22 protein-coding genes are annotated in these 24,777 nt (G+C 33.6%); 1 reads left to right on the forward strand and 21 read right to left on the reverse strand.

Going from position 1 to position 24,777, the window contains the following annotated elements:
- Position 1 precedes the first annotated feature (1 nt).
- From hpt to SUCMO_RS0108500, 5 genes are all read right to left on the reverse strand, one after another.
- Positions 2 to 544 carry a hypoxanthine phosphoribosyltransferase gene (hpt, locus tag SUCMO_RS0108480; protein WP_019880251.1) on the reverse strand — a complete coding sequence of 181 codons (543 nt, stop codon included), beginning with the start codon at positions 542 to 544 and terminating at the stop codon, positions 2 to 4.
- 28 nt (positions 545 to 572) lie between these two features.
- Positions 573 to 1,967: a tRNA lysidine(34) synthetase TilS gene (gene tilS / locus SUCMO_RS0108485; protein ID WP_083938739.1), complete on the reverse strand. Its 1,395-nt coding sequence runs from the start codon at positions 1,965 to 1,967 to the stop codon at positions 573 to 575.
- Between the two features lie 81 nt (positions 1,968 to 2,048).
- Entirely contained in the window at positions 2,049 to 2,492 is a 444-nt protein-coding gene (locus SUCMO_RS0108490) for a S1 domain-containing RNA-binding protein (RefSeq protein WP_019880254.1), read from the reverse strand.
- 127 nt (positions 2,493 to 2,619) lie between these two features.
- Entirely contained in the window at positions 2,620 to 4,746 is a 2,127-nt protein-coding gene (locus SUCMO_RS0108495) for a sensor domain-containing diguanylate cyclase (protein WP_019880255.1), read from the reverse strand.
- Positions 4,747 to 4,814: 68 nt separating this feature from the next.
- Positions 4,815 to 5,105 carry an FtsB family cell division protein gene (locus SUCMO_RS0108500; RefSeq protein ID WP_019880256.1) on the reverse strand — a complete coding sequence of 97 codons (291 nt, stop codon included), beginning with the start codon at positions 5,103 to 5,105 and terminating at the stop codon, positions 4,815 to 4,817.
- 252 nt (positions 5,106 to 5,357) lie between these two features.
- On the opposite strand from SUCMO_RS0108500, the gene SUCMO_RS10640 reads away from it, so the two are divergent.
- Positions 5,358 to 6,974: a HAMP domain-containing sensor histidine kinase gene (locus SUCMO_RS10640; protein ID WP_169336626.1), complete on the forward strand. Its 1,617-nt coding sequence runs from the start codon at positions 5,358 to 5,360 to the stop codon at positions 6,972 to 6,974.
- Between the two features lie 67 nt (positions 6,975 to 7,041).
- Here SUCMO_RS10640 and phoU read toward each other — a convergent pair whose 3' ends face one another.
- From phoU to aroE, 16 genes are all read right to left on the reverse strand, one after another.
- Positions 7,042 to 7,701, reverse strand: coding sequence for a phosphate signaling complex protein PhoU (gene phoU / locus SUCMO_RS0108510; RefSeq protein WP_019880258.1), 660 nt, complete (start codon positions 7,699 to 7,701; stop codon positions 7,042 to 7,044).
- A 1-nt stretch (position 7,702) separates the two neighbouring features.
- Entirely contained in the window at positions 7,703 to 8,467 is a 765-nt protein-coding gene (gene pstB, locus SUCMO_RS0108515; RefSeq protein ID WP_019880259.1) for a phosphate ABC transporter ATP-binding protein PstB, read from the reverse strand.
- Positions 8,468 to 8,558: 91 nt separating this feature from the next.
- Positions 8,559 to 9,248 (reverse strand): response regulator, encoded by a 690-nt coding sequence (locus SUCMO_RS0108520; protein WP_019880260.1) that lies wholly within the window; start codon positions 9,246 to 9,248, stop codon positions 8,559 to 8,561.
- A 53-nt stretch (positions 9,249 to 9,301) separates the two neighbouring features.
- Positions 9,302 to 9,574, reverse strand: a complete 273-nt coding sequence (locus SUCMO_RS0108525; RefSeq protein WP_019880261.1) for an HU family DNA-binding protein — start codon at positions 9,572 to 9,574, stop codon at positions 9,302 to 9,304.
- Positions 9,575 to 9,642: 68 nt separating this feature from the next.
- A complete protein-coding gene (gene yabN, locus SUCMO_RS0108530) occupies positions 9,643 to 11,073 on the reverse strand; it encodes a bifunctional methyltransferase/pyrophosphohydrolase YabN (protein WP_245539353.1) in 1,431 nt (476 codons plus the stop codon).
- The gene (locus SUCMO_RS0108535; RefSeq protein ID WP_019880263.1) at positions 11,070 to 12,671 is read right to left on the reverse strand and encodes a putative polysaccharide biosynthesis protein; all 1,602 of its coding nucleotides are present in this window, start codon (positions 12,669 to 12,671) and stop codon (positions 11,070 to 11,072) included. Before SUCMO_RS0108535 ends, yabN begins: the two co-directional genes overlap by 4 nt.
- Before the next feature lie 49 nt (positions 12,672 to 12,720).
- Positions 12,721 to 15,990, reverse strand: coding sequence for a transcription-repair coupling factor (mfd, locus tag SUCMO_RS10645; protein ID WP_019880265.1), 3,270 nt, complete (start codon positions 15,988 to 15,990; stop codon positions 12,721 to 12,723).
- A 27-nt stretch (positions 15,991 to 16,017) separates the two neighbouring features.
- The gene (gene mnmL, locus SUCMO_RS0108545; RefSeq protein ID WP_019880267.1) at positions 16,018 to 16,971 is read right to left on the reverse strand and encodes a tRNA modification radical SAM protein MnmL/YtqA; all 954 of its coding nucleotides are present in this window, start codon (positions 16,969 to 16,971) and stop codon (positions 16,018 to 16,020) included.
- Positions 16,958 to 18,667 (reverse strand): B12-binding domain-containing radical SAM protein, encoded by a 1,710-nt coding sequence (locus SUCMO_RS0108550; protein ID WP_019880268.1) that lies wholly within the window; start codon positions 18,665 to 18,667, stop codon positions 16,958 to 16,960. Before SUCMO_RS0108550 ends, mnmL begins: the two co-directional genes overlap by 14 nt.
- Before the next feature lie 112 nt (positions 18,668 to 18,779).
- Positions 18,780 to 20,261, reverse strand: coding sequence for a threonine synthase (thrC, locus tag SUCMO_RS0108555; RefSeq protein WP_019880269.1), 1,482 nt, complete (start codon positions 20,259 to 20,261; stop codon positions 18,780 to 18,782).
- Between the two features lie 28 nt (positions 20,262 to 20,289).
- Complete coding sequence (locus SUCMO_RS0108560) at positions 20,290 to 20,664, reverse strand: hypothetical protein (protein WP_019880270.1); 375 nt, start codon at positions 20,662 to 20,664, stop codon at positions 20,290 to 20,292.
- 7 nt (positions 20,665 to 20,671) lie between these two features.
- Complete coding sequence (locus tag SUCMO_RS0108565) at positions 20,672 to 22,291, reverse strand: hypothetical protein (RefSeq protein WP_156819275.1); 1,620 nt, start codon at positions 22,289 to 22,291, stop codon at positions 20,672 to 20,674.
- Positions 22,292 to 22,303: 12 nt separating this feature from the next.
- Positions 22,304 to 22,894: a nitroreductase family protein gene (locus SUCMO_RS0108570; RefSeq protein ID WP_019880273.1), complete on the reverse strand. Its 591-nt coding sequence runs from the start codon at positions 22,892 to 22,894 to the stop codon at positions 22,304 to 22,306.
- A 19-nt stretch (positions 22,895 to 22,913) separates the two neighbouring features.
- Complete coding sequence (gene aroQ / locus SUCMO_RS0108575) at positions 22,914 to 23,348, reverse strand: type II 3-dehydroquinate dehydratase (protein WP_019880274.1); 435 nt, start codon at positions 23,346 to 23,348, stop codon at positions 22,914 to 22,916.
- 100 nt (positions 23,349 to 23,448) lie between these two features.
- Positions 23,449 to 23,985 (reverse strand): shikimate kinase, encoded by a 537-nt coding sequence (locus SUCMO_RS0108580; RefSeq protein ID WP_019880275.1) that lies wholly within the window; start codon positions 23,983 to 23,985, stop codon positions 23,449 to 23,451.
- On the reverse strand, positions 23,975 to 24,772 hold the full coding sequence (gene aroE / locus SUCMO_RS0108585) for a shikimate dehydrogenase (protein ID WP_019880276.1): 798 nt from the start codon (positions 24,770 to 24,772) through the stop codon (positions 23,975 to 23,977). Before aroE ends, SUCMO_RS0108580 begins: the two co-directional genes overlap by 11 nt.
- Positions 24,773 to 24,777 lie beyond the last annotated feature (5 nt).

The following is a 24,777-nucleotide window of genomic DNA, read 5'->3' on the forward strand; positions in this document are numbered from 1 at the left end:
TTTAATTATCCTGCCAAACACTATCTTTTAGTATCCCTATGTAAGGAAGATTTCTGTATTTTTCAGCATAATCTAGCCCATAACCAACCACAAACTGATCTGGAATCTTAAAACCTACATAATCTGCTTTAATAGGCTTAACTCGTCTTTCTGGCTTATCTAGCAAGGTAATAATATTAAAACTTTTTGCCTGTTTACTAATGAAATATTCCTTTAAGCAACTTAACGTATTACCAGTATCTATGATATCTTCGACCAATAAAACGTGCTCATTAGTAACATCCATCCTTACATCTAAATAGATATTAACACAGCCAGCACTAATTGTTCGCTCCCCATAAGAACTTGCGATCATAAAATCAAATTTTACTGGCATATCCAATTTTCTAATTAGATCCATCATAAACATTGTAGACCCTTTTAAGACACCAACAATGCAAATAGCTTCCCCTTTATACAAATTATTTAATTCACACGCTAACTCAGTTATTCGCGCCGCAATTTGCGTCTCACTTAATAATATTTTTTCAATATCTGCATGCATTAACTCTAAACTCCTTATATTTTTTTAATCACTGGATATATTCTATAATAATATAGCTACTTTTTCCAGCATTATCTACAAAATCAACTGTAAATTTTCTGTGTCCTACTACCCAAACCACCTGCCCATTATATTCTACTAGTGGTATGGAATCACGCTTAAAACTATCTATTTTTCGTTCTATAAAAAACTCTTTTAATTTTTTCCTGCCCACATTAACAATATTAATCTTATCGCCAACACGCCGAGTTCTAATTTTTATTTTGGTAACATTCGGTACAAAAGGCAAACACAAGATATTATTTTTTTCTATTGTAGGCAATTCTTTTTGCATTGTCACCATAAAAATTTTCCCATAAAAATCGTATTTACCAGCTTTTTCTAAAATAATCTCTTGGTCATTAGCAACATTTTCTAGTGGCTTAGCCAACTGTAAAACTAAATTCTCATATTGCAACTTAGCCCAAATTTTCCCAGGCAACTCAATGGTTTTTCCTGTAGCCTTAACCTGCACTAAGTTATATATCGCTTCCAAATGAACATTACCAAGACCTTGTTTGTCGCCTTTTAACTTTTCCACAGCTAGCAACACTACGCGCAAAAAAATCGCCTTATGCAAGCTTGCTAATTCTTGTCGTTTTATCATTACTACTTGTTCTTGTTTAATTATTTGAGCGCCGATAAGTTCTGCTTGCTTCTGCATATAATCATCTTCAACTTGCAATAACTGGATATTACGACCTAGCACCTCTATTATCTTAGGATTATACTTGTTCTTAATATACGGAATTAGTTCTTTTCGAACACTATTTCGCAAGTACTCTAATTGTTCATTGCTTTTATCTTGGCAATATATTAATTTATGTATTCGGCAGTAAGTTTCAATTTCCGGACGTGAAACCCCTAACAAAGGTCTTAATAAGTCTTTTTGTTTAGGCAATATACCTTTTAAACCACTTAAACCAGCACCTCGCAGCATGTTTAAAAAAAATGTTTCTGCTTGATCATTTTTTGTATGTGCCGTAATAATAATCTCCGCCGCATATTTTAGTTTTACCGCCCTCAAAGCAGCATACCTTAACTGCCGGGCAGCAGTCTCAATGCTCAAACTTTGCTGCATCGCCCAAGCCTTAACATCTACATGTTCTAATGCAAAAATCAACTCATTGTTTTGACAATAGGTTTCAACAACTCTTGCATCTTCTTTAGAATCATCGCCTCGTAATTGGTGATTAACATGACAAACAATAATCTCGCCGCCTTCTTGAGCGACAAAGCGTTGCATCAAATGTAATAAACAAAGAGAATCAGCGCCTCCAGAACAAGCAACTATTACTCTTTGTTTTGGTTGCAAGAGCTCCTGCTTTTTTATATTATTAGCAAAATTTTCGTAGAGCACAAAATCACCTTCCCAAATTGTCACACAAAAAATAAACTAGGACCGTCTCAAAATTTCGTTACAAATACGCTATTTTGAAACAGTCCAAATATTACAAAAACACTTCTAGCCTTTACGACTAGCACCTCGTCCACCACGTTTTGATTCCGTATTTCTTTTTAAGTCTAATAACCGATCATCACTGTCTTTAATAAATTTCGACAACTTATCTTCAAAGGTTAAAGTTGGAGCAATTTTAGGTGCTCTTTTAGAATCTGAATAAGAACGGTTTTCTCTATTAGGTACTCGCGGTTTAACTGGTTCTACTGGTTTAGGTGGCATCAATTGTTTTATAGATAAACCAATTTTCCCGCGCTCATCTACAGATAAAACTTTTACCGTAACCTTATCCTTTTCTTTCAAAAAATCCTTTACGTCTTTTACATATACATCTGAGACTTCTGAAATATGGATTAATCCTATTTTCCCTTCGCCTAAGTCGACAAACGCCCCAAAATTGGTGATGCCAGTAACAACACCTTCAACTACAGCTCCTACTTCAATTGACATATAAAAAATAAGCCTCCTTGATAATTGCTTAATACAAACTACTTTGATTATACACTTTTAAGATTTACAGTGTCAATTCCAAAATAAATAATATTTATACAGCATATTTTTGTTAACCTGTGAAAAATTATTTTCGTTGTTTTTTCTCACAAATCACAACCTGGCTTTTGCCACGATCTTTTGCTAAATATAATGCTTTATCCGCATTAACATACAATTGCTTATAATTTTTCCCATGCTCAGGATAAAAAGCAACCCCCACACTAGCCGAAATTTCTTGAAATTTTCCTGCTTTGCTATATTGGCGATTTATGGCTTTTACAATTAGCTCGGCAATCTCTAAAACTTTTTGCTGACTGCTAGCAGCTGGTAAGAAAACCAAAAATTCATCCCCGCCAACCCTACCAATTATTGAGCGCGCATCCATAATATTCCTTACTATATCAGCAATCTCCACCAAAACCTTGTCCCCAAATAAATGTCCAAACTTATCATTGATATTTTTGAAATAATCTAAATCATACAGTAGTAATGCTTGAACTCCACTTAGTGCCTCTTCTGAATTCAAAAATTTTTCTACATATTTTTGTGTAGCTTGTTTATTGTAAAACCCAGTTAATGCATCTCTTTCCGAACGATAAATAAGTTTCAATTCATGTTTTTTTCGTTCATCAATATCTTCAATATGCATTAAACCTTTTACTTCTTTCGAGAAATTATCCTCTAATAAATATAATTTGCAAACCATCCAGCGTATTGTCCCATCTGCTTGCCTGCGCCGAAACTCTAAATAAATATTTTTATTGCCTGAATAAAATTGTTGTAAGATATTTTCCCGCGAGAAAGTTGCTAAATACTCCGAAACATCTTCTTCGTGTACAAATTTTTTAGCACTCAATAAAATTTGCTGTGTGTAATCACTCGAACATGAAGCATCGCAATCTTTTATTAGCAACTCCTTCCCGCGCGTAATAATATTTTTAGTAATATTCATTTCCAAAACAAAGGTATTGCTTTCTATTAAAAATTTATTATAGCGTTCATTTTCAGCCATTCTTTTTTCGTTAGTCTTAACCTCAGTAATATCAGCTACTTGAAAATAGGCAATTATCTCTTTAGTCATACTATGTTCTAGTAGACAGGCATTGCTTTCCAACCATTTATATTTCTTGGAATCTATCATTTTGCGGTAACCAAAGCTATACTGAAACCTGCCTGCTGCAAACCGTTTTTTTATATTTTCTGCAGAAAAATTTTGCAAATATTGTTCGCGATCTTGCGGATGTACAAATTCATTAGCAAATACGTTTATAAACTTAGAAAAACTATCCCCTACATTAGCCGCGTATTCTTTTGGTAGTGTCTTAATTGGTTCGATGAATTCATCTTTGTTTATATTAACTACATAAGCACTGCTAGCTTTTGAGGCTAATATTTCTTTGTATTGTTTTTCTTGAACTAAAAGTTTTTCTGCTGTTATATCTTTCGCGATACCCATTACACAAATTGGTAAAACATCGTCTACTTGAATATTTTGTAGTCTTACATTGTACATGCGGTATTCAGAATTGCGCCAAACCACAATTTCAGTTTCAACTTGCTCTTCACTACCCCTTATTTTATCAAAAGCCGCTAAAAAATCAGCTACACTACTTTTGTATAATAACCCATAAGCCAAAATCCTGTTTAAAAATCGATTAATAGTCTTGGGAAACCCATTTTTTCTAGCAATATTTTTATCGAACACAACTTTGTCTTTGTCAGGATAGTAATCAAATAAAATTAGTTCGGCATTATTCTTTATGACCTCAAATCTTTTTTCGTTTAAAGCTACTTGTGCTGTTTTCAAAACTAACTGTTCATATAATTTTTCACATTGACTATCAGTAGCTGCTGAAAAATGGGCATGCGCAACTTTAAACCGCTGTTTTTCTTGAATACAAAGCATACTAAAGCGAATGCTTCTTGTTAGCTTCGTTTGTTCTGACACGTCTAGTACCCCATGTACTAGACAAGTTTTTTCATCTATAATAATCGTATCATATCTTTCAGCGCAAATATCTAAAGCTCCCACTCTTTTTAAGACTAGTAAGTTATCTACATCACTATCCTTAAAAGCTTTCCCAGAACTATGAATGCCGATATATTCAGCTCCTTTAATATAAACATCTTTAAACGTATTTTTTTGACCGTCTATAAAATATTCTCTAAATTTTTTCTTGACAAATTCAACAGCTAACTCAGCTAATTCCATTTTTTCCTCCATTTTGACATAATTGCAGTCAATACCTTGTACGTCTAAAAATATAACGTTTTTGTTCATTATTCTCGAATTACAATTGGTACTTCATTCGGCTTTATTAACTTATACTGGCTCCGCGCAACCTTTTCAATATATTTTAAATCATTCAGATTTTTTATTTCAGTTTCTAATTTTTCCTGCTCCGCAACTAAATCTCGCCGTTGCATCTCCGCTCGTTCAATCCCTTTTTTCACTTGATAAATTTTCCATTCCTGGCCTAAAACAAGAACTAATAGCAATGTCAATAAGCCAATATAGAAACATTTAAAAAAACTCACTTTTTCTTTTTTCTTACTGCGTCTTTTCAACATAAGCTTTCCTCCTTTATGCCCAGAGCATTTACAATAGTATAGCATTTTTAAATTATTTTTAAAACAACTAAAGAGGTGATTTATTTGCTTAAAACAAGTATTTTAAATAGGTTAATAGTCATATTTTTCTCGCTTATCGCCAGTTCTTTAATATTTTTTTCTGTATACATGCTAGATATCTTCAATAATTACAGTTTAAATGCCATAAAAGAAAACTTGCATATCACTATAAAAAATGTTCAATTTTTCCTAATGCAACCAAATAATAAAGAATACCTTCAGCAAGCAACAATCAAACCTTATCTAACGGAACTGGCTAAAGTTAATAATATTAATATCCATATCCTCGATATCGATAAAAACCTTCTAGTTAGCTCGGCTACTACTACTCCCGACTTAAATAGTTTCGAAAATTTAGCTAGTTTAAAAACTGATTTTAATAAAATTAATACCTACACCCGCAAAAACACTCAAACTAATGAAAACTATATTTATATGGCAACCTCGCTTCCTGTAGACTATGGACAATATGTTATTTTAATAAGTGCCAATACTCAATCGTTTAATCAAAATTTTCAACAAATCCGTCAAATTACTTTTATAGCATTGCTCATAACTTGTATAATCGCTTTATTTGTTAGTATTAAATTTGCTAAAAATATAATTTCACCCCTCCAAGAAATAACTACTGCCACAGAAGCTTTTTCTTCTGGTAAATTTGAACACAAATTGCAAATATCTACCCAAGATGAGTTCGGTTTATTAGCCCATACTATTAATACCTTAGCCGCCAATCTAGCAGATAAAATTACAGAAACAGCTTTAGAAAAAACTAAACTAAAACTTATTTTAGAAAAAATGGATAATGCCGTAATCCTCGTAGACCAAGATGGACGCATTCAAACTATTAATCAAAAAGCCTTAAGTATCTTTCCCATAAATAAATTTACTAACTCAGATACATTACACCACCTAGATATTTTATCAAGTTCGGTTTTTGATAAAGCAATTCAAGACACAATTAATAACAACAACCCACAAACTATTGACCTAAAGTTGAAATTTAAAGAACAGGCCAAAAGTTTTCAGGTTTTTCTCTCACCAATTACTGAAGTTTATAGTAACAAAATAAAATATGTCTTGTGTGTATTTTATGATATAACTGCCTTAAAAAGTATTTTTGATAAACAAGTCGACTTTATAGCCAATGCTTCCCATGAACTTAGTACGCCGCTAACCAGTATTCGCGGTTTTGCAGAAGCAATTGAAGATGATGCCGATAATTCATTATTAGTAAATAAGTTCGCTAAAATAATTCAAGAAGAATCGCTACGCATGCAACGTTTAATTAACGATCTTCTTCAAATTGCCAAACTTGATTCTTCAGAATATCGTAATACAATTACACTTAGCAATATAAATATTGAAAATCTGCTCCCCTCAATAGTTACTGATTTATCAAACCTGGCCCAAACAAAAAATATCGAACTAAACATTGTTTCTAATCTTAATAATAACTTAATCTATAGTAATTATGATTGGTTAAAACAAGCCTTAGTAAATTTAGTGGAAAATGCTATTAAATATACCCCAGCCGGTGGCAAAGTTTTTCTAATTCTAGAAGAAGACAATGCTTATACTTATTTTAAAATTAAAGATACTGGCGAAGGTATGCCCAATAGCGAATTAGAAAAAATCTTTGATCGTTTCTATCGAGTAGATAAAGCCCGCAGTCGTAGCAGTGGCGGCACTGGTCTTGGTTTATCTATTGTTAAATTTATAACTAAACTCCTTGCTGCTAAAATAAAGGTAGAGAGCACCGTTGGACTCGGAACTACTTTTACCATTAGCATTCCTAAACCCCACTAAACTACCTAAAAATTAAATGGAGCTGTCGCCTTAGCAATATAAGCCCATTGCTAACGACAGCTCCATTTTAATTTTTAAATCTTCTTCCCGTAGATAAGTAAACAACACTTTCCGCAATATTAGTTGTATGATCTCCAGCTCGTTCTAAATAATGCAAAGCCGCTAACAGCCTTACAAGGTACTCTACATCATGTGGACTAGATTTTATATCTTCGACTATACAAGCATGTAGATTTTTGCAGTAATCATCCACAACATCATCTTGAGCATGTACTAATTCCGCTAAAGATACATCTGTATTTTGATAAGCTTGCAACACCTTATTTAGCATATCCGTTACTTCCAAGCTCATGTTTTCAAAACTACGATATTTTTCGCCTAATTGCTTGTCACTAGTCTTTTTCCAAGCAATTCTAGCAATATTTTCCGCATAATCTCCAATTCTTTCTAAATCGGTTGCAATTTTGAGCGCTGTACTTAAAATCCTCAAATCTGTAGCGATTGGCTGTTGTAAGGCAATTAGCAGTATGCACTTATCTTCTACTAAAACTTGCATCAAATCAATTGATTCTTCCACCTTCATAACTTCTTCAGCCAAAATTCTATTGTCCGTTAGCAGGGCTTGTACTGATTCAATTAAAGCCTTACTTACTACTCTCCCCATCGATTGAATATCGTGCAGTAAGATCTCTAATTCTCTGTCGAATTCATCTCGTATTCTTTTCATCTTATCCAAACCTTCCTGTAATATATTCCTCGGTTTTTATATTTTGCGGATTTGTAAACAAACTTTTAGTCTCATCATATTCAATCATCTCACCATTTAGAAAAAATGCTGTCCGATCAGAAACCCTAGCGGCTTGTTGCATATTATGAGTAACCATAATTATTGTGTACTTATTTTTTAAACTTAATACCAATTCTTCAATTTTCATTGTTGAAATTGGGTCCAAAGCTGAACAAGGCTCATCCATCAGTAAAACCTCTGGTTCTACTGCTAATAAACGTGCTATACAAAGACGCTGCTGTTGCCCCCCTGAAAGTGAAAATGCTGGTGCTTTTAATCTGTCTTTTACTTCTTCCCACAAGGCTGCGCCTTCTAAGCTTTCCTGCACAATTTGATCTAACTCTTGTCTACTATATTTTTGATGTATTTTAGCCCCATAAATAACATTATCATAAATGCTCATTGGAAATGGATTTGGTCTTTGAAAAACCATGCCTACGTTTTTTCGCAAATTAACTACATCAGTTTTAGGATGATAAATGTCTACTCCATCTATCAAAACTTGCCCTTGAATAACTACATTATCAATTAAATCATTCATCCGATTTATTGTTTTTAAAAAAGTAGACTTTCCACAACCAGAAGGGCCTATAAAAGCAAGAACACTTTTTTCAGGCATATCCATATTAATATCAAACAATGCTTGTTTGTCAGTGTAAAATAAATTTAACTTTTTAACTTGTATTTTATTTTTTTTTAATAACACGTTTCTTTACCTCCACCAATCTTTCAACCTAATTGATATTAACATGTAAATAAAAAAAAAGAGTTAACGCTTTGTTAACTCTTTGTAAAATTTAATTATTATCTGCAAAACGGTAACCAACACCTCGTACGGTTTCTATAGCGTTAGTCAATTGTTTTGATTTTTCTAGTTTAGACCGCAAGTGTCTAATATGTACATCTACGGTACGAGTATCACCATAATATTCATAACCCCAGATTTTTTCTAATAATTGTTCCCGGCTAAAAACTCTACCCAGGTTGGTTGCAAACAACTTTAAAAGCTCGTACTCTTTAGGAGTTAATTCTATTTTTTCATCTAAAATATGTACTTCATAACTAATAAAATTGATTTTCAAATCTCCTAAAACCAACTCGCCCTCATTAACATTGCTATTACCCAATCTTCTTAGGACAGCTTTTACTCTAGCTATTACCTCACGTGGGCTAAATGGTTTAGTTATATAATCATCTGCGCCTAATTCCAAGCCCAATATTTTATCAATCTCTTCGGCTCTAGCTGTAAGCATTATGATAGGAATTCCTGCTGTAGCTGGATTATTCTTTATTCGACGACAAACTTCTAAACCATCTATTTTAGGCAACATTAAATCTAATAAAATTAGATCTGGCAAATATTCCGTCAAAATTTTCAAGGCTTGTTCCCCATCACTGGCTTCACGCACATTAAACGTGTTTTTCTCTAAAGTAAACCTTAATAATTCCCGAATATTATCTTCATCATCCACAACTAATATTTTCATAGCTACCTCGCTAAAAAAAGCTAGGTTGCCCTAGCTTTTTATAAGATTAAAACTTATTTAAACATATCTTTGAAGGCTTTACCAGCTTTAAACACTGGTACTACACAAGCTGGAACTTCCATTTCTTTTTTAGTACGTGGGTTTTTGCAAACACGTGCTTTACGCTCTCTAGCTTCAAAAGTACCGAAACCAATAACTTGAACTTTACCTTTACCTGATACTTCTTCTTTGATGCTTTCTAGAGTAGCTGCAATAACTTTCTCTACATCTTTTTTGGCCATGCTTGTTTTTTCGGCTACACTTGTGATTAATTCATTTTTGTTCATTGAATAATGCCCCCTATAAAATTTATAATTTTTAATATATTCTAAGACGAAACGTCCTAAAATTTAAATTACTGTAACTTTGCTTTTTCCCAAAACTCGTCTAATTCTTGCAAAGAAAAATTTTGCCACTCTCTGCCGCTATTTAAGACACATTGTTCTACAAAAGCAAACCGCTTTCTAAAACAGTTGTTGGAAATATTCAAGGCCAGCTCTGGTACAACCCGATAATGTCGCGCTAAGTTGGTAACTGCAAAAAGCAAATCACCCAATTCTTTTTCCAATTCTTGTCGATTCTTAGCTACTTTTACTTCTTCTAATTCCTCATAAACTTTAGCATATACAGGCTCTATTTCTTGCCAATCAAAACCAACTTTAGCAGCCTTAGATTGCAATTTATAAGCACACATTAAGGCTGGCAGACCTTTCGTGACTCCATCTAAAACATATTTTCGCTCTGATTTTTCACTTGCCTTTATTTTATCCCAGTTTTTTAGAATATCTTGGGTACTAGCAACACTAATTTTACCAAAGACATGCGGATGACGCCTAATTAACTTATCATTGATTCCATCGATAACATCCTGTAAGTCAAATACTCCCGCTTCTTTAGCTATTTGTGCATGAAAAACAACCTGTAACAATACGTCCCCTAATTCTTCACAAAGCAATGTTGCATTTTGGTCATCAATTGACTCAACAACTTCATAAACCTCTTCGATAAAATTATGCCGGATAGTTTCATGCGTCTGTTCTCTATCCCAAAGACAGCCAGCAGGAGCACGCAATTCTTCTACCGTATTTGCTAATTCACTTATATTGACACTATCATCATAAGGCAAATAAACTGTTGTCAAATGATTGATATCTGGCTGGCGATCAAGTTCGTATAAAAAAATCTTTTCTACACGTTCATCTGCTAATCCTAGATTTCTTAAGAAAACAATCTCAGTCTCGTCATTATAATAATCCATCAAGGTAAGTTTTACATTTGAAGCAACCTGTTTATTATAAACTTGCGTAATTATCAAGGGCAATTTTTCCTTTGCCTGAACTGTTTCAATCTGTAAAGCATCTATAATTTTCAACCCATCACAAGCATCTAGAGCTAAACGGCTATACACCAAATCTAAAAAACTCATTGCTGGTAAAATTTTTATCGCAATATTCTCTTGAACAGCTTTTTTTCTTAATAATTGCACGGTTTTTTCTGCTACTAGCGGACTACCTGGTACGGCATAAACAATCTTACTATATTTTCGACTCTCTTGCAAACAAAAATTCACAATTCGTTCATAAACCTCGTCAAAAGAGTCACTAGACTCATAAAAATTATCACAAGAAACAAACTCCAACTTATTTTCGCGTAATTGTGTCACGCTTGGATGTTGTTCGGTACGCAAAATCACTTTTTCAGCACTTTGCAACAGTTGCATGGTTTCCACAGTTATATCACCCAATAAACTAGGGCCTAAACCAACAATGTAAATCAATTTCTTCACTCCCTAATTAGCCGCAACTTCAACATAGTATTAGCTAATTTGTTACCTACTACAGGTATAGCTCGGATTTCTTGAGCACTAATACTGCCTGTAATAACTAACATTAGACAATACACCATACCACCTAAAATAATTGAACTTAAAGTAGCTAAAGAATTACTCATCAAAGCCTCGATCAATTTGCCATGACTCCAATGCACCACATAACCCATTATAATAGCAGATAGCGTAATACGCAAGATATCTTTTATAGGAAAATTAACTCGTATTTGTTTTTTTAAGAACAAAACATTCAAAACTACCGCCAAAAGAAAATCTATGTCTGTAGCAAAAGCAGCCCCAATAATACCGTAGCTGGGATTAGCAGTTAAAATCCAAGCTAAAAGCACCTTTACGCCTGCACTTATGATCATATTTATAACTGGAACAATTGTTTTTCCCAAACCTTGTAAAATTCCTGTTGTTACTTGGTGTAATCCTAGAAAAAATATGGCCGGCGCTAAAACAGCAATACTAGTACCAGCTGCTGGAGTTGCATACAACATTTGTGAAATTGGTGTCGCTAAGACCAGTAACCCCAAACTTGCAGGAATAGTTATCAAGGCACATAGTCTAAGAGCAGTTGCAATTTTTTTATTCACACTCTCGTAATTAGTCAAAGTGTAAGCTTCCGAAATAGCTGGAACTATACTGGCAGCCAATGAAGCCGTTGGAATTGTTGCCATCATGATTAGTGGCAACCCCATTCCTGTTAAATACCCAAATAAAGTTGTTGCTTGTTCGACACCAAAACCAGCAACTTCTAATCTTTTAGGCACAATTAGCATATCTAAGCTAGATACTACGGGAATCATAATATTTGCTAAAGAAACTGGTAGAGCCAAACGAACAATCTTATTAACAATAGTTTTAGCTGATACCAGTTTTGTTTCTTTCTGCGTTGCAATTTGTACAGCAATAGTTTTTTGATGCTTAAAGTAACAATACAATAAAACCAACAAACCACATAAAGCCCCTGGGGCCGCCCCAAAACTAGCTCCAGCTGCTGAATATTCAATTCCCATTGGCAGTAATAAGTACGCAAAACTAATCATGGTCATAACGCGAATAAATTGTTCAATAATCTGGGAACTAGCGGTAGGCGTCATCATTTGATATCCTTGAAAATACCCTCGATAACTCGATAGCATTGTCGCAAAAAACACTGCTGGCGCTAAAGAAATAATTGAATAATAAGCCCTAGGATCACGTACAATTTGTTCATTGACTAGAAAATCTGCGCCAAAAAATAGTAAGCTGGCAAAGACTAAACCTGTAATACTCATCAAAGCCAAAGAAATCTTAAAAACGCGATTTGCACCCCGATAATCTCCTAAAGCTAATCTTTCCGCAACAATTATTGATATTGCTACTGGTATTCCTGCTGAAGAAATACTAAGTGCCAGCAAATAAATTGGATATGCCATTTGGTATAAACCAATGCCTTCACCACCTAGTAATCTTGACAAAAATATTCTATTTGCTGAGCCTATTATCTTTACTAGTATTCCTGCTACCGTTAAAATAAATGCTCCTTTTAAAAATTTATCTCGCCCCATTTGGCCTCCTAGTAATGCTTTTTCTAACACAACTACTTATTAAAGCATTTTATTTTATATTTGGCAATAAAATTTTAATTATTTTCTCAGTTAGATCTAAGTAGTCAATTATATTTTCTCCCAGTTTTATCTGCAAACGCGCATACTCCCCTTGAATAAATTTCATTTTTTTTGAATATATATCAGACAGTTTTAATATTTCAGCCCCTTGCACGCTTGTCTGTTGATTAAAAACAATACTAAGTTCTTTACCTTTAGCAATCATGCTACGCAAACCATAATTACGACAAACAGCTCTGAGTCTAGCCACTCTTATCATTGCTATTACATCCTTTGGTGGCTCGCCAAAGCGGTCTATTAGTTCATCTAAAAGTTCCTGCGCTTCTTTTGCATCTTTAATGATCGCTAAACTTTTATATAACTCCAATTTATCGCTATTGTCTGGCATATATTCTGGACTAATATGCAGATTAACTGCAATATCTATATTGGGCTCAAAGTTATTTGTAATCGCCACTGTTTCGCCTTTTAAAGCTGCAATTGTTTCTTCTAATAATTGACAATAAGCCTGAAAACCAATGCTCAGAACATGTCCATGTTGCTTGTCACCCAAAATACTACCTGCTCCTCTTATTTCCAAATCCCGCATTGCAATTTTGAAACCTGAGCCTAATTCGGTAAAGCTACGTATAGCCTCTAACCTTTTTTGAGCTATTTCTGATAAACTTTTTTGTGGCCTATATAATAAATATGCATATGCTAAATGCGCACCTCTACCAACTCGTCCCCGCATTTGATACAACTGTGACAAACCAAATTTATCCGCATCTTGTATGATTATTGTATTAGCGGTTGGCACATCAATTCCGTTTTCAATAATACTGGTGCTAAGTAAAATATCACAATTACCTTCATAAAAGGCGATGATATTCTTTTCCAACATTCCTTCTGGTAGTCTGCCATGGGCTATTTTAATATTTGCTTTGGGTAGAATTTTTTTTAATTTTTTCTCAGCCCCCTCGATATCTTCAATAAAACGTACTACATAATAAACCTGCCCACCACGTTTTAATTCACGTTTTATTGCCTGCTCTAAGATTGCTTCCGCTTCCCCCATAACATAAGTTTCTACAGACATCTTATTTTCTGGAGCCGTTTCAATTACACTCATGTCTTTAGCTGTAAGCAAAGTCATATGCAAAGTTCGCGGAATGGGTGTAGCAGAAAGTGTTAGGACATCTACGTTAGTTGCAATTTTCTTTATCTTTTCTTTCTGAGCTACACCAAACCGCTGTTCTTCATCGATTACCAATAACCCCAAGTTTTTGAAAAGAATATCATTTTGTAAAATTCGATGCGTAGCAATAATAACATCAATTTTACCTTCAGCAAGTTGTTGAATAATATTTTTTTGTTCTTTAGCATTATTAAATCTACTCAAACCCTCAACTCTTACACCAAACGCGCTCATTCGTTCACTAAAAGTCTGTAAATGCTGACGTGCTAGGACCGTTGTCGGCACTAAGACCGCCACCTGTTTACTAGCCGCTACTGCTTTAAAAACAGCGCGCATAGCTACTTCCGTTTTACCATAACCAACATCACCACACAGTAATCTATCCATTGGTTGAGTGCTTTGCATATCTTTTTTTATTTCCACAATGGCACGTAACTGATCAGGTGTTTCTTCATATACAAAAGCCTCTTCAAATTCATTTTGAAAACTATCATCCTCGGGAAACGCAAACCCCGGCACCAATTTACGTCGGGCATATAGTCTTAATAACTCTTCAGCCATATCTGTAATTGCCAATTTTGCCTTATTTTTCAGCCGCTTCCATTCTGTACCACCCATTTTAGATAATTTGGGCGTAACACCGTCATTACCAATGTACTTATGCAATGTCGTAACTTGCTCCACAGGTACAAATAATTTGTCAGTACCTGCATACTGTAAAATCAGATAGTCGCGTAATAACCCCTCAACCTTAATAATATCTACACCAATGTATTTACCTATGCCATGTATATTATGAACTACATAGTCGCCTATTTTTATATCAGTGAAATAATTTATTTTACTTTCTTTATCAATGGTTTGAAATTTACGTTCCTTTACTAAACCATAGATATCTTTTTCCGAAATAACTACTAATTTTTCTTCTTTTAAACAAAATCCCTCTTGAATATTATCAACAATACAGTATACTCCTGATTGCAAAGCTCCCACACTAGTCTCTTCCAAGATAACTACGTTAAATTCATTTTTAAAATTTTGTCTAAATACTTTCGCCTTGGCAAGATTAGATAGAACAATAATTACACTATATTGTTCTTGTAAATAATTTTTAATGTCTTTAATTAGAATATCTATTTTTTTATGATAACTACTAACGTTTAAAAAATTACTTACGTCCTGACTAATACCTCCAGCTCTACTATGTTCAAAAACCAAGCTAATACTACGAATATTTTTTTGTTTTTCTTGTAATTCTGCATAGGTAATATATTGTTTACACTCATTTTCTTCTAAACTCTGTAAGTACTCAGCGGCCAACGTCATCAGTTCTGTTGGTTCATCAATAATCAACACGTTCTGCTCTAAATAAGCAAAAATATCACTAGTAAAATTTCTTTCTCTATTTAGTAAGGGTAACAAATTCAAAGTTGGCAAATGTTCTATCGAACGTTGGCTAGCTATGTCAAAAGCCCTGATATCATCTACATTTTCCATATAAAATTCTAAGCGTACTGGGTTATCATAACCCAAAGGAAATACATCTAAAATGTCTCCACGCAAACTAAACTCGCCAGTAGCATATACCTTATCTGTTCGACTATAACCATAGTCAACCAAGTTTGCCAGCAATTCTGCTCTGGAAATTTCCTGTCCGCAAATTATAGCTAGTTGACGCTGTTGCAAATTTTGCTTAGCCACAAATTTATGCAAATATGTTTCCATATTCAAATATATTACACTTGCTTTAGCCTGGGCCATATTCTCTAATGCCTGCAAACGAGCCCAGTTTAATTCAGTATTAGCATTTTCCGCCAAAAAATCTAGCTCATCTTCTGGCAATAATTCAAAACAAGGAATTTCAGGCAATAATTCTTTTATAATCTTCTTGTATTTGCGCAACTGACTATTGTTTTTCAGCAAAAAAATCGTTGCATTTGCTTGTTGTTGTATAACTGCCGCAGCTACATAAGGCTTATAGTCTTCATTAATTCCAACCAAACTAATTTGCTTATGTGTAGCCATTAACTTAGTTAAGTCCTGCATAGTTTTGGTTTGCTGCATTAAATTTAAAAATCTCATAACCTTAGTAATCCTTTCAAGTGTTTTCTAGCTTAGACAAGAAAATTTTTTTAACGCCCTACCATTTAAATAGTTGAATAATCTCCCCTGATAAGTGTTTTCTTGTTGCATGGTTGCTTCTATCTCTTCTTTTATTTTCCACCAGCCAATTCCCCAATTGCTAAATAGGGTGTGACTTGCTGGGGCTCTTCCAATTAACCGTTGTAAGGTTATTGCCGGGTCTAAATATTCTAGAAAACTCACTACTCTCTGAACATATTCATCCTTAGTAATCAAAGTAATTTCCCCAGCTTGATAAGCTCTTGCCATTTCTGTATTTTTTATAATATATAATGCGTGTAGCTTCACTTCTGTACTCCTCATTGCTGAAACTATTTTCGCCGCCTCAATTGTATCTTCTACAGAATCTCCTGGGAGATTTAAGATAAGATGAGTACAAGAATAAAATTTGTATTTATTGAGTTTTTGCATAGCATCAAGATATTCTGCCAAACTATGGCCACGATTAATCTTTTTTAAATTTTTATAATTTACTGTTTGTAAACCTAATTCAATGCTAATATCAACATTTTTCTTTTGTCTAAGCTCCGCTAAAGCTTCTAAATAAGCTTCACTTATACAATCAGGCCGTGTAGATAAAGCTACCCGCACTACATCTTCTTGACAACAATGCTCTACACTACGCAACAATTCTGTTAATGGCAGATAAGTGTTACTAAAATTTTGTAAATAAGCAATAAATTTTTCCGCCTTATATTTAGGAATAATATGAGCCTTGTTTTGCTTAATTTGTTCTTCTATTCCAATTTCCGAAGGCAAATTTTCATAACCAGCACCTATTTCTCCACAAAAAGTGCAGCCTTGGTTGTCAATACTACCATCTCTATTTGGGCAGGTTACTGGAATTGCAATTGGCAATTTATAAACTTTTCCTCCGTATAAATTTCGCAGGTATTCCGAATAATTATTATATATTTTCATAAAAGTCCTCTTTCGCTACTTCAATTAGTTGGCCTTGTTCGGCGAGCAATAAATATATCCTCTCTTGTTCCGCGAATCTAAAGCTCTCCATCGGATATAATTTTTTTATTTGCCGCCAATTGGTAAATTGATAGTTTGCTATATATTTTTTTACCAAATCTATGTCTCGCCAAAATTTCAAAAAAGCTTCGTTAAATTCTGTTTGTTCTGATTGGCAATAAAAAAATTCGCGTCGCCATCCTTCTTGTGCCCTAAAAACATCTAAATGCAGTATTTCTTTTATTAATCTAGCTTGATTAATATTAAATTTTTTATCTATAAAATTTATAAATAATTCTAAGTTTTGCTTACTCCCAGAACTTTGCAAGTGTAGTTTGCAAGCTTCTGCATACAAAGCCAGCTCTTCATAAAACTTAAATGCATCCTTATCATAAAATTCAACAATTAAATACTGCAAAGTGTTATTATACTTATTGCTGTTATGAAAACGATCTAACATATCTTCTACTAACTTTAACATTCTTAGTTCTGCATAACTTATATATTTATTGCTTAATACCTCATAGGGTGGCTGTGACAAATAATTATACCCATGTTCTTGCTGTTGCCTAGCCAATAACGAACCAGACAAAATTTTTAAAAAACCTAGCTGAACTGCATCTGCTTGCAAATTATACACCATGTTAAATGAATTTTTAAAACTCGCGAGATCTTCATAAGGTAGACCCGCAATCAAGTCAACATGAATATGAATATTTTTTAAAGCTACCAGTTGTTTAATATTCCCCTGTAAATTTTGCCAATTATCTTGTCGTTTAATCGCTGACAAAGTTTGTGGATTAGTGGTTTGTATCCCTATTTCAAATTGAAATCGCCCCACTGGAACAGTTGCTAGAAATTCTAAAACTTCTTTACTTAATAAATCCGCTTTAATCTCAAAATGGAAATTAGTAGTAGTTTCTTGATTTGCCAAGTATTCCATAATCGGTAAATAATGGTTCAAATCTAAATTATAGGTTCTATCAACAAACTTGACCTGCTTAACTTTATTCTCAATAAAAAACTGTAATTCTGCCAATACCAGCTTTAAAGAACGTTTTCTTACATTATGTGTAATTCCCGACAAACAATAAGTACAACTAAAAGGACAGCCTCTGGTACTTTCATAATAAATTATTTTATTTTCCAAAGCTATATCTAGTTGCTTATATACAAATGGTAATTCATCTAATTCTTCAATTATAGCAATTGTTTCGCTTATTGCATTTTTTCGGCTTATTCCTGCCGGTAGTATAGTTTCTTTCTTTAACAAATTCCCAATTAACTGAGCAAAAACTTGTTCACCTTCACCTTGGACGATATAATCTATCTCGGGATTTGTCAAAAAAACTTCTGCTGCAGCAAAAGAAACTTCTGGCCCGCCTAAAATTATCATGGTCTTTGGTAATACTTTTTTAATTGCTTTTGTTAAAGCCAAAGTTTCCTGTCTATTCCAGATATATGTCGCCAATGCTATTATATCAGGTTGATACATATATATATCTGCAAGCATACTTAAGATAGGCGTTTGAATTGTATATTCTTTTATTTCTACTTGAACAGCTAGTTGCTGTTTAGCTAAATAAGCAGCAACAGAATATATTCCTAAATTAGAATGAATGTACTTACTATTTAATGTACTAAATAAAATTTTCATTTTGCCCTCACTTGTAAAATACTGTTTAATCCGAATTTTATCTTATCATAAATCTAATCATTAAAGCAAAAAAGGACTGCTACCTAAGTTTGGCAACAGTCCCTCTGACTATTTATAATACCGCTTTAATAGCTGCTAACATTTCTTGCTTATCAATAATCTGTTCATGAAGAACTTTAGCAGTTTTCAAATATTTTATCCTCGCTGGCGTAGGTTGCGCTGTTAATTTTTCGAGTAAATCATTTTGCTGAAAACTATCTAGCCCAGTAATATCTTGTTTTAAAGCCTTCAATACATCTTGACTAAATTTAAAAGCGCTGGCTGTTGATAAAACTACAGTATGTGTTTTATCAGCTGTTTCTTGTTGGTATTTTTCTGCTGCTAAGTATGCAACTGCTGTATGCGTATCTAACAAATACTTCTTAGTTGCGTAAACATCAGCAATGGCTTTTTCAGTTTGTGCTTCATCAAAACAATAAGCCTGCATAACTTCTTTTATTTTTTCTAAAGTTTGTCCTGCAATTTTATAATAACCTTTTTGCGACAGTTCTTGCATATATTTAGCAACCAAACTGCTATCACCCGTGATTTGGTGCAAGAATCGTTCTAAATTGCTAGATATCAAAATATCCATTGAGGGCGAGTTTGTTTTATAAAACTCTCGATTGCGATTGTATTCGCCTGTATTAATAAAATCAGTTAATACATTATTTAAATTAGAAGCGCAAATAAATTTATGTACAGGTAAGCCCATTAATTTAGCATAATAACCCGCTAAAATATTTCCAAAATTACCTGTTGGCACACAAAAATTCACTTGTTCCCCTAATTTTATTGATTTTTGTTTTACTAAATCTATATAAGCGCTAAAATAATAGACTATTTGTGGTACTAAGCGTCCCCAGTTTATGGAGTTTGCAGAAGAAAATTGGTATCCTAATTTTTCTATGCTCTCTGCCATATTCTGATTAGCAAATATTTCTTTAACACCTGTTTGCGCATCATCAAAGTTGCCTTTTACTGCAAATACATGCACATTTTCCCCAGCTTGAGTAGTCATTTGCAATTTTTGGATATCGCTAACACCATCAACAGGGTAAAAAACAATAATTTCTGTACCCGCAACATCTTTGAAACCTTCTAGAGCCGCTTTCCCTGTGTCACCAGAAGTAGCAACAAGTATCAGCAATTTTTTAGCACTTGTTTCTTTTTTTAAAGCAACTGTTAATAAATACGGCAAAATTTGCAACGCCATATCTTTAAAAGCCGATGTTTTACCATGCCAGAGTTCTAAAACACTCAAATTTTCCTCCAGGCTTACAACTGGAGCTATAGGCTCTGAAAAATTATCTTGACTATAAGCTTGGCTAGTACAATATTGTAATTCTTGAGCTGTATAATCAGTTAAGAAAAATTTTAAAATATATTCTGCTCGCTCTGCATAGCTCATTTTTTCTAAAAGCGCAATCTCTGACAAATCCACTTGAGGAATTTCTATTGGCACAAATAAACCACCATCTTTAGCTATTCCTTGTGAAATTGCCTGTGCTGAAAACAATAGTTCTTCTGAACCACGTGTACTTTTAAACTTCATTAATTAATCACGCCTTTATCATTTTATTTTAGGAAAACAAGTTAAAAACAAACCAAATTGCAAATATTGCCAAACCGATCATTATAAATGTCGGTAACACAAAAAATACAAACGCCAATATTGCTAGCCAAAACAAGATATTGCTTAAAGAGCGTTGTTGAGAGCCAAAATTAAAGCCCTTTACATAAACCCTACTTCGCTGTTGATAATTTTCTTCCCGTTCCGACCAGCTCTGTCTTGATTTAGACTCACTATTTTCCCCAGAATCATCAATTGTAACCCCAGCAAAATCATCTCTTTCTTGACTGCTCATCGTCCTAGCCTGTATGGTCAATTCTGCCCCACAAAAGCCACATTTATCTAAATTCAAACCATTTTCTTGATCACACTTTGGACATTTCATTAAAAATTTACTCCTTATTCTTTAACCTTATAAGTAGCTGTATTTTACCATATTCAGTTAAATATTGTAAATTATTAATCTCCAAGTTCAATGTATTTTTAACTTGAGAAATACATTTTTGCAATATTTTCTCCTCTAAAGCAAAAATTTCTCTTATTTTCTGCACAATTCTCCCCGGGTAAATAAGTTCACAGTAGCAAAGCAATACTGCAAATTTAAAATATTCTAGCATGTTCAATTCGAAACTACTCAGATTGCAAAAATTTCTCCATAGACAGGTTAGCTTATCTAAATCTTCTTGGGAAAAATTAAGGTTTCTGCCCAACTTGATAAGCTCTCGTTCCGTAGCCTTTAATTCCTTCAACAATAAGTTTGAATAATTAAAACTTTCCTGTCGTCCTAGATAACTTGCAAATTTTTCTAGGACAAACTTTGAACTATTAGTGTTTACTAACAAATATCTAATAAACAAACCTTGAGTTTTAAAAAAATCTTCAAAACTCAAAGGTTGAGACCTTGCTAGAAACTTATACAGATTTTTCACAAGTCTCACAAACATTTTTTTTTGGTTTTCAGTAACTCCTACCGATAAAATAGTACTAGGTAACAACTGCTTATTGGGATTAAAATAAGCAAAAAATATTCTCCCTCGATTTTCTTCATAATTAAGAAAGATATTCGGCAAAATAATCTTTTGCTCATTAAAAATATTCTGCACAGTTGTACCTACATAACTATTAGTAGAACAAACTCTAAAAAGAGTAAATTGCGAGTCGCGATAAAACTCTAAAAAAGCTTGAAACCCTGGCAACTTATTAGATAGACTGATTAATTTATCTAATAATTGTTGTTTTACTTTTGGAAAATGCACTTCAAATAACAAATATTCCACAAAACTCAACATGCAATACGGATCAACTTCTTTATTATGAAAAGAATAAATATCCGGGACTATTTTATCGCTTCCAAAATCTTCTTCCTGTTGCAAATATAGTTCCCAAAAATATTGGTAATACATAAAACTTTTATCAGCCCAATCTCGATAAGCATTGGTTTTTAAAATATTTAAAGTTTTAGGCACTAGTTCAGCAATATGTTCTCGTAGATAAATCACTACATTTTTTTGATCTGTTGCCAAAGCTCTGTTGCCAAAATCTAAATGCATAACCTTACTTTTACTAGGCGGAGTTTGTAGATTCAATAACCCTTCTGGTGTATAAAGTGTCTTGAGGAATTTTTCTATTGTTTCCATCGCTGTTACTTGAAATTGATTAGCATTTAAAAAAACATGAAGATTTTTTATATCTTCTAATAGTTTTTTTGCCGATTGCTCTGTAAATAAAAAATCTACTGCACAGTCACGGAGCCATTTCAATATAATTCGTAGTGCGTTTTTGTCATTAATCACAAAAGGTTCCAAATCATTATTTACACTAGCCAACATATATGCATAAATATTTTTCCAGATAAGCTGTAGTTCTTGTCGATCAGCCCCAGACCAAGCTTGCTCCCGTAAAAAAGAAGTCACTAACTTCAACGGTAAAATATATTCTAGTTCCGGATCTTCTTTATAGCTAATTTCTACCAGCAAATATGCATTAACCATCTTATCACCTGTATGCTTCAATCACGCTGAATTTTATTTGTAAATTAAAACCCTGTCTGCTATTGGCAAATATGTTCTTTCTTCAGCTGGCTTTGAAATACTCCCAACTGGCATTTGCGCAATTAATTTCCAGCTTCTCGGAATTTGCCAGGTTTTTATAATCATTTCATCAATGATCGGATTATAATGTTGCAAACTTGCACCCAAGTTCAAATCGGCAAACTGCGTCCACAAAGCCAATTGCGCCATAGCATTGGCATGCTCTGCCCAAATCGGGAATTTGTCTTGGTATGTAGGAAAATTTTTACATAACTGCTCTACAACTTCTTGATCTTCATAAAATAATAACGTTGCATAGCCTGCTTTAAAGCAGTTATCAATTTTAGTTTCTGTTTGTTCAAACGCAGCCGCTGGAACTATTTCTCGCAAACAATCCTTAGTCTTATCCCACAACAATTCATGTTGCGACCCAAATAACAATACTATCCTAGTACTTTGCGAATTAAACGAGGATGGTAGATGTTTAATTGTTTGCTCAACTACTTCAATTATTTTCGTTTGAGAAACAATCTTCTCTTTGCCTAAATTATAGATGCTCCGACGTTTTTTTAATAAATTCAACATGAAAATTCACCCTCTCACTTTATTTTTTTAAATGTTCTTTTAAAGCTAACATTGCCAACTTATAACCATATACTCCTAGCCCAGAAATTTGTCCAATACAAGCTTTTGCTGTGTAAGATTTATGTCTAAACTCTTCTCGTTTGTGAATATTACTGATATGAACTTCTATTGCTGGCAAACCAACTGCTTTCAACGCATCTAACAAAGCAATACTATAGTGAGTATATGCCGCAGGATTAATAATTATTCCTTGATAATTACCATAGGCAGTTTGAATAAACTCTACCAACTCCCCTTCGTAATTACTTTGTTTAAAATCAACTTCTATTTGATTTTCTTGTGCAAAAGCACGTAAGTCCAATAACATTTTCTCATAATTCATATTCCCATATATTTCTGGTTCCCTTAGTCCTAATAAATTAATATTTACGCCATTTATAATAACTATTTTCATCTTTCTCTCCTTAATTCTATGCCACAATTTAGCTTTATGCAAGTATGAGGCTAATATTTTGCCCTAAATTGCAAAAGATTGGCCTCATACTTATATTATTTTATTTATTATCTATAATTCCATGACCTGTAACAATACTAATTATTTGTTCTACACTAGTGCGAATATCACTTTCTATACAGTCAATTTTGAAGTCTGCTGCCTGTTCATACAAACTGTAGCGTTCTAAATACAATTTTTCCAAACGTTTTTGAGGATTTTCTTTTAACAATGGTCTTTTTTCTGAGTTTAAGCTTTTTAAAATTTCTGCCACAGTTCTATTAAGAAAAAATACTATCCCATTTTTTTTTAAATTAGAAATGTTTAGCGGATTCAATACAACGCCTCCACCAGTTGCGATAACAATCTGTTTTTTGTTGCTTATCTCTGCTATTGCTTGAAGCTCTTGTTCGCGAAAATAAGTCTCACTAACCTCAAACATTTCCGAAATACTCATCAACACTTTTTGTTCTAAATATACATCCGTGTCTATGAATTTTCGATGCAATCTTTCCGCTACTATTTTACCTACAGTTGTTTTTCCCGCTCCTGGCATACCTATTAATACGATATTTTTTTGTCGCAACTCATTTTTCATAATACACCTGCATTTTTTTTGCAATTCTCTCGATTATCGCAGTTTCAAGCTTAACTTGTTGCCAAATTTCTTGAGCATGCACCGCCTGCGCAACCAACATATATAAACCATTTACAGTTTGTAATCCCTGTTCTCGAGCATCCCTTAAAAAAACCGTTTCCGTCGGATTATAAATTAAATCAATGGCAACTTGAAAGTTCTTCAAAAGCTCTCTACTAACAGCACTGTCAGCAATATTAGGATACATGCCACAAGGAGTTGTATTTACAATAATATCAGCACGCTCTATTGTTTCTAATTCTCTGTAGTCAATTATCTTCGCCTGTGTGGCAACCACTTTTGTAGCAGGATTACGCGATACTAAATACACCTGTTGAGCGCCTTGGTTGCACATATAGGCAGCTACCATTTTCGCAGAACCACCTACACCTAAAATAACCACTTTTTTGCCTTGTACCATTATTTTGTTTTTAAGCAACAGGCTAGAAAAACCAGTATAATCCGTATTATAACCGCAAATTTTACCATCAATGTACGCTATCGTATTAATTGCTTGTATTTGTTGAGCCGCTGGGTCTATATAATCTATGTATTGTAAAACTTCTTCTTTATAAGGAATTGTAACATTAAACCCTTGATAATCACCCCGTGCAATAATTTGTGGCAAATCATCTATAGTACATTCTAGTAACTTATATTCTGCTGCAATGCCTATTTCCGAAAAAATTTCCGCATGAATTTCTGGTGAAATACTATGTTTTAAAGTTTTACCTAACAATGCATACATTAGCC

The sequence above is a fragment of the Succinispira mobilis DSM 6222 genome, assembly GCF_000384135.1.
Classification (GTDB): Bacteria; Bacillota; Negativicutes; order Acidaminococcales; family Succinispiraceae; genus Succinispira; species Succinispira mobilis.

Excerpts from the sequence above, each read along its gene's own strand:
- SUCMO_RS0108535 (WP_019880263.1), bottom strand. The coding sequence starts at position 12,671 with ATGGGGCGAGATAAATTTTTAAAAGGAGCATTTATTTTAACGGTAGCA.
- phoU (WP_019880258.1), bottom strand. The coding sequence starts at position 7,701 with ATGAAAAGAATACGAGATGAATTCGACAGAGAATTAGAGATCTTACTG.
- thrC (WP_019880269.1), bottom strand. The coding sequence starts at position 20,261 with ATGAAGTTTAAAAGTACACGTGGTTCAGAAGAACTATTGTTTTCAGCA.
- mfd (WP_019880265.1), bottom strand. The coding sequence starts at position 15,990 with ATGAGATTTTTAAATTTAATGCAGCAAACCAAAACTATGCAGGACTTA.
- SUCMO_RS0108495 (WP_019880255.1), bottom strand. The coding sequence starts at position 4,746 with ATGGAATTAGCTGAGTTAGCTGTTGAATTTGTCAAGAAAAAATTTAGA.
- hpt (WP_019880251.1), bottom strand. The coding sequence starts at position 544 with ATGCATGCAGATATTGAAAAAATATTATTAAGTGAGACGCAAATTGCG.
- aroE (WP_019880276.1), bottom strand. The coding sequence starts at position 24,772 with ATGTATGCATTGTTAGGTAAAACTTTAAAACATAGTATTTCACCAGAA.
- SUCMO_RS0108580 (WP_019880275.1), bottom strand. The coding sequence starts at position 23,985 with ATGAAAAATGAGTTGCGACAAAAAAATATCGTATTAATAGGTATGCCA.
- SUCMO_RS0108490 (WP_019880254.1), bottom strand. The coding sequence starts at position 2,492 with ATGTCAATTGAAGTAGGAGCTGTAGTTGAAGGTGTTGTTACTGGCATC.
- SUCMO_RS0108525 (WP_019880261.1), bottom strand. The coding sequence starts at position 9,574 with ATGAACAAAAATGAATTAATCACAAGTGTAGCCGAAAAAACAAGCATG.
- SUCMO_RS10640 (WP_169336626.1), top strand. The coding sequence starts at position 5,358 with ATGCAACCAAATAATAAAGAATACCTTCAGCAAGCAACAATCAAACCT.
- SUCMO_RS0108550 (WP_019880268.1), bottom strand. The coding sequence starts at position 18,667 with ATGAAAATTTTATTTAGTACATTAAATAGTAAGTACATTCATTCTAAT.
- SUCMO_RS0108520 (WP_019880260.1), bottom strand. The coding sequence starts at position 9,248 with ATGAAAATATTAGTTGTGGATGATGAAGATAATATTCGGGAATTATTA.
- mnmL (WP_019880267.1), bottom strand. The coding sequence starts at position 16,971 with ATGAAAATATATAATAATTATTCGGAATACCTGCGAAATTTATACGGA.
- SUCMO_RS0108500 (WP_019880256.1), bottom strand. The coding sequence starts at position 5,105 with ATGTTGAAAAGACGCAGTAAGAAAAAAGAAAAAGTGAGTTTTTTTAAA.
- aroQ (WP_019880274.1), bottom strand. The coding sequence starts at position 23,348 with ATGAAAATAGTTATTATAAATGGCGTAAATATTAATTTATTAGGACTA.
- SUCMO_RS0108560 (WP_019880270.1), bottom strand. The coding sequence starts at position 20,664 with ATGAAATGTCCAAAGTGTGATCAAGAAAATGGTTTGAATTTAGATAAA.
- SUCMO_RS0108570 (WP_019880273.1), bottom strand. The coding sequence starts at position 22,894 with ATGTTGAATTTATTAAAAAAACGTCGGAGCATCTATAATTTAGGCAAA.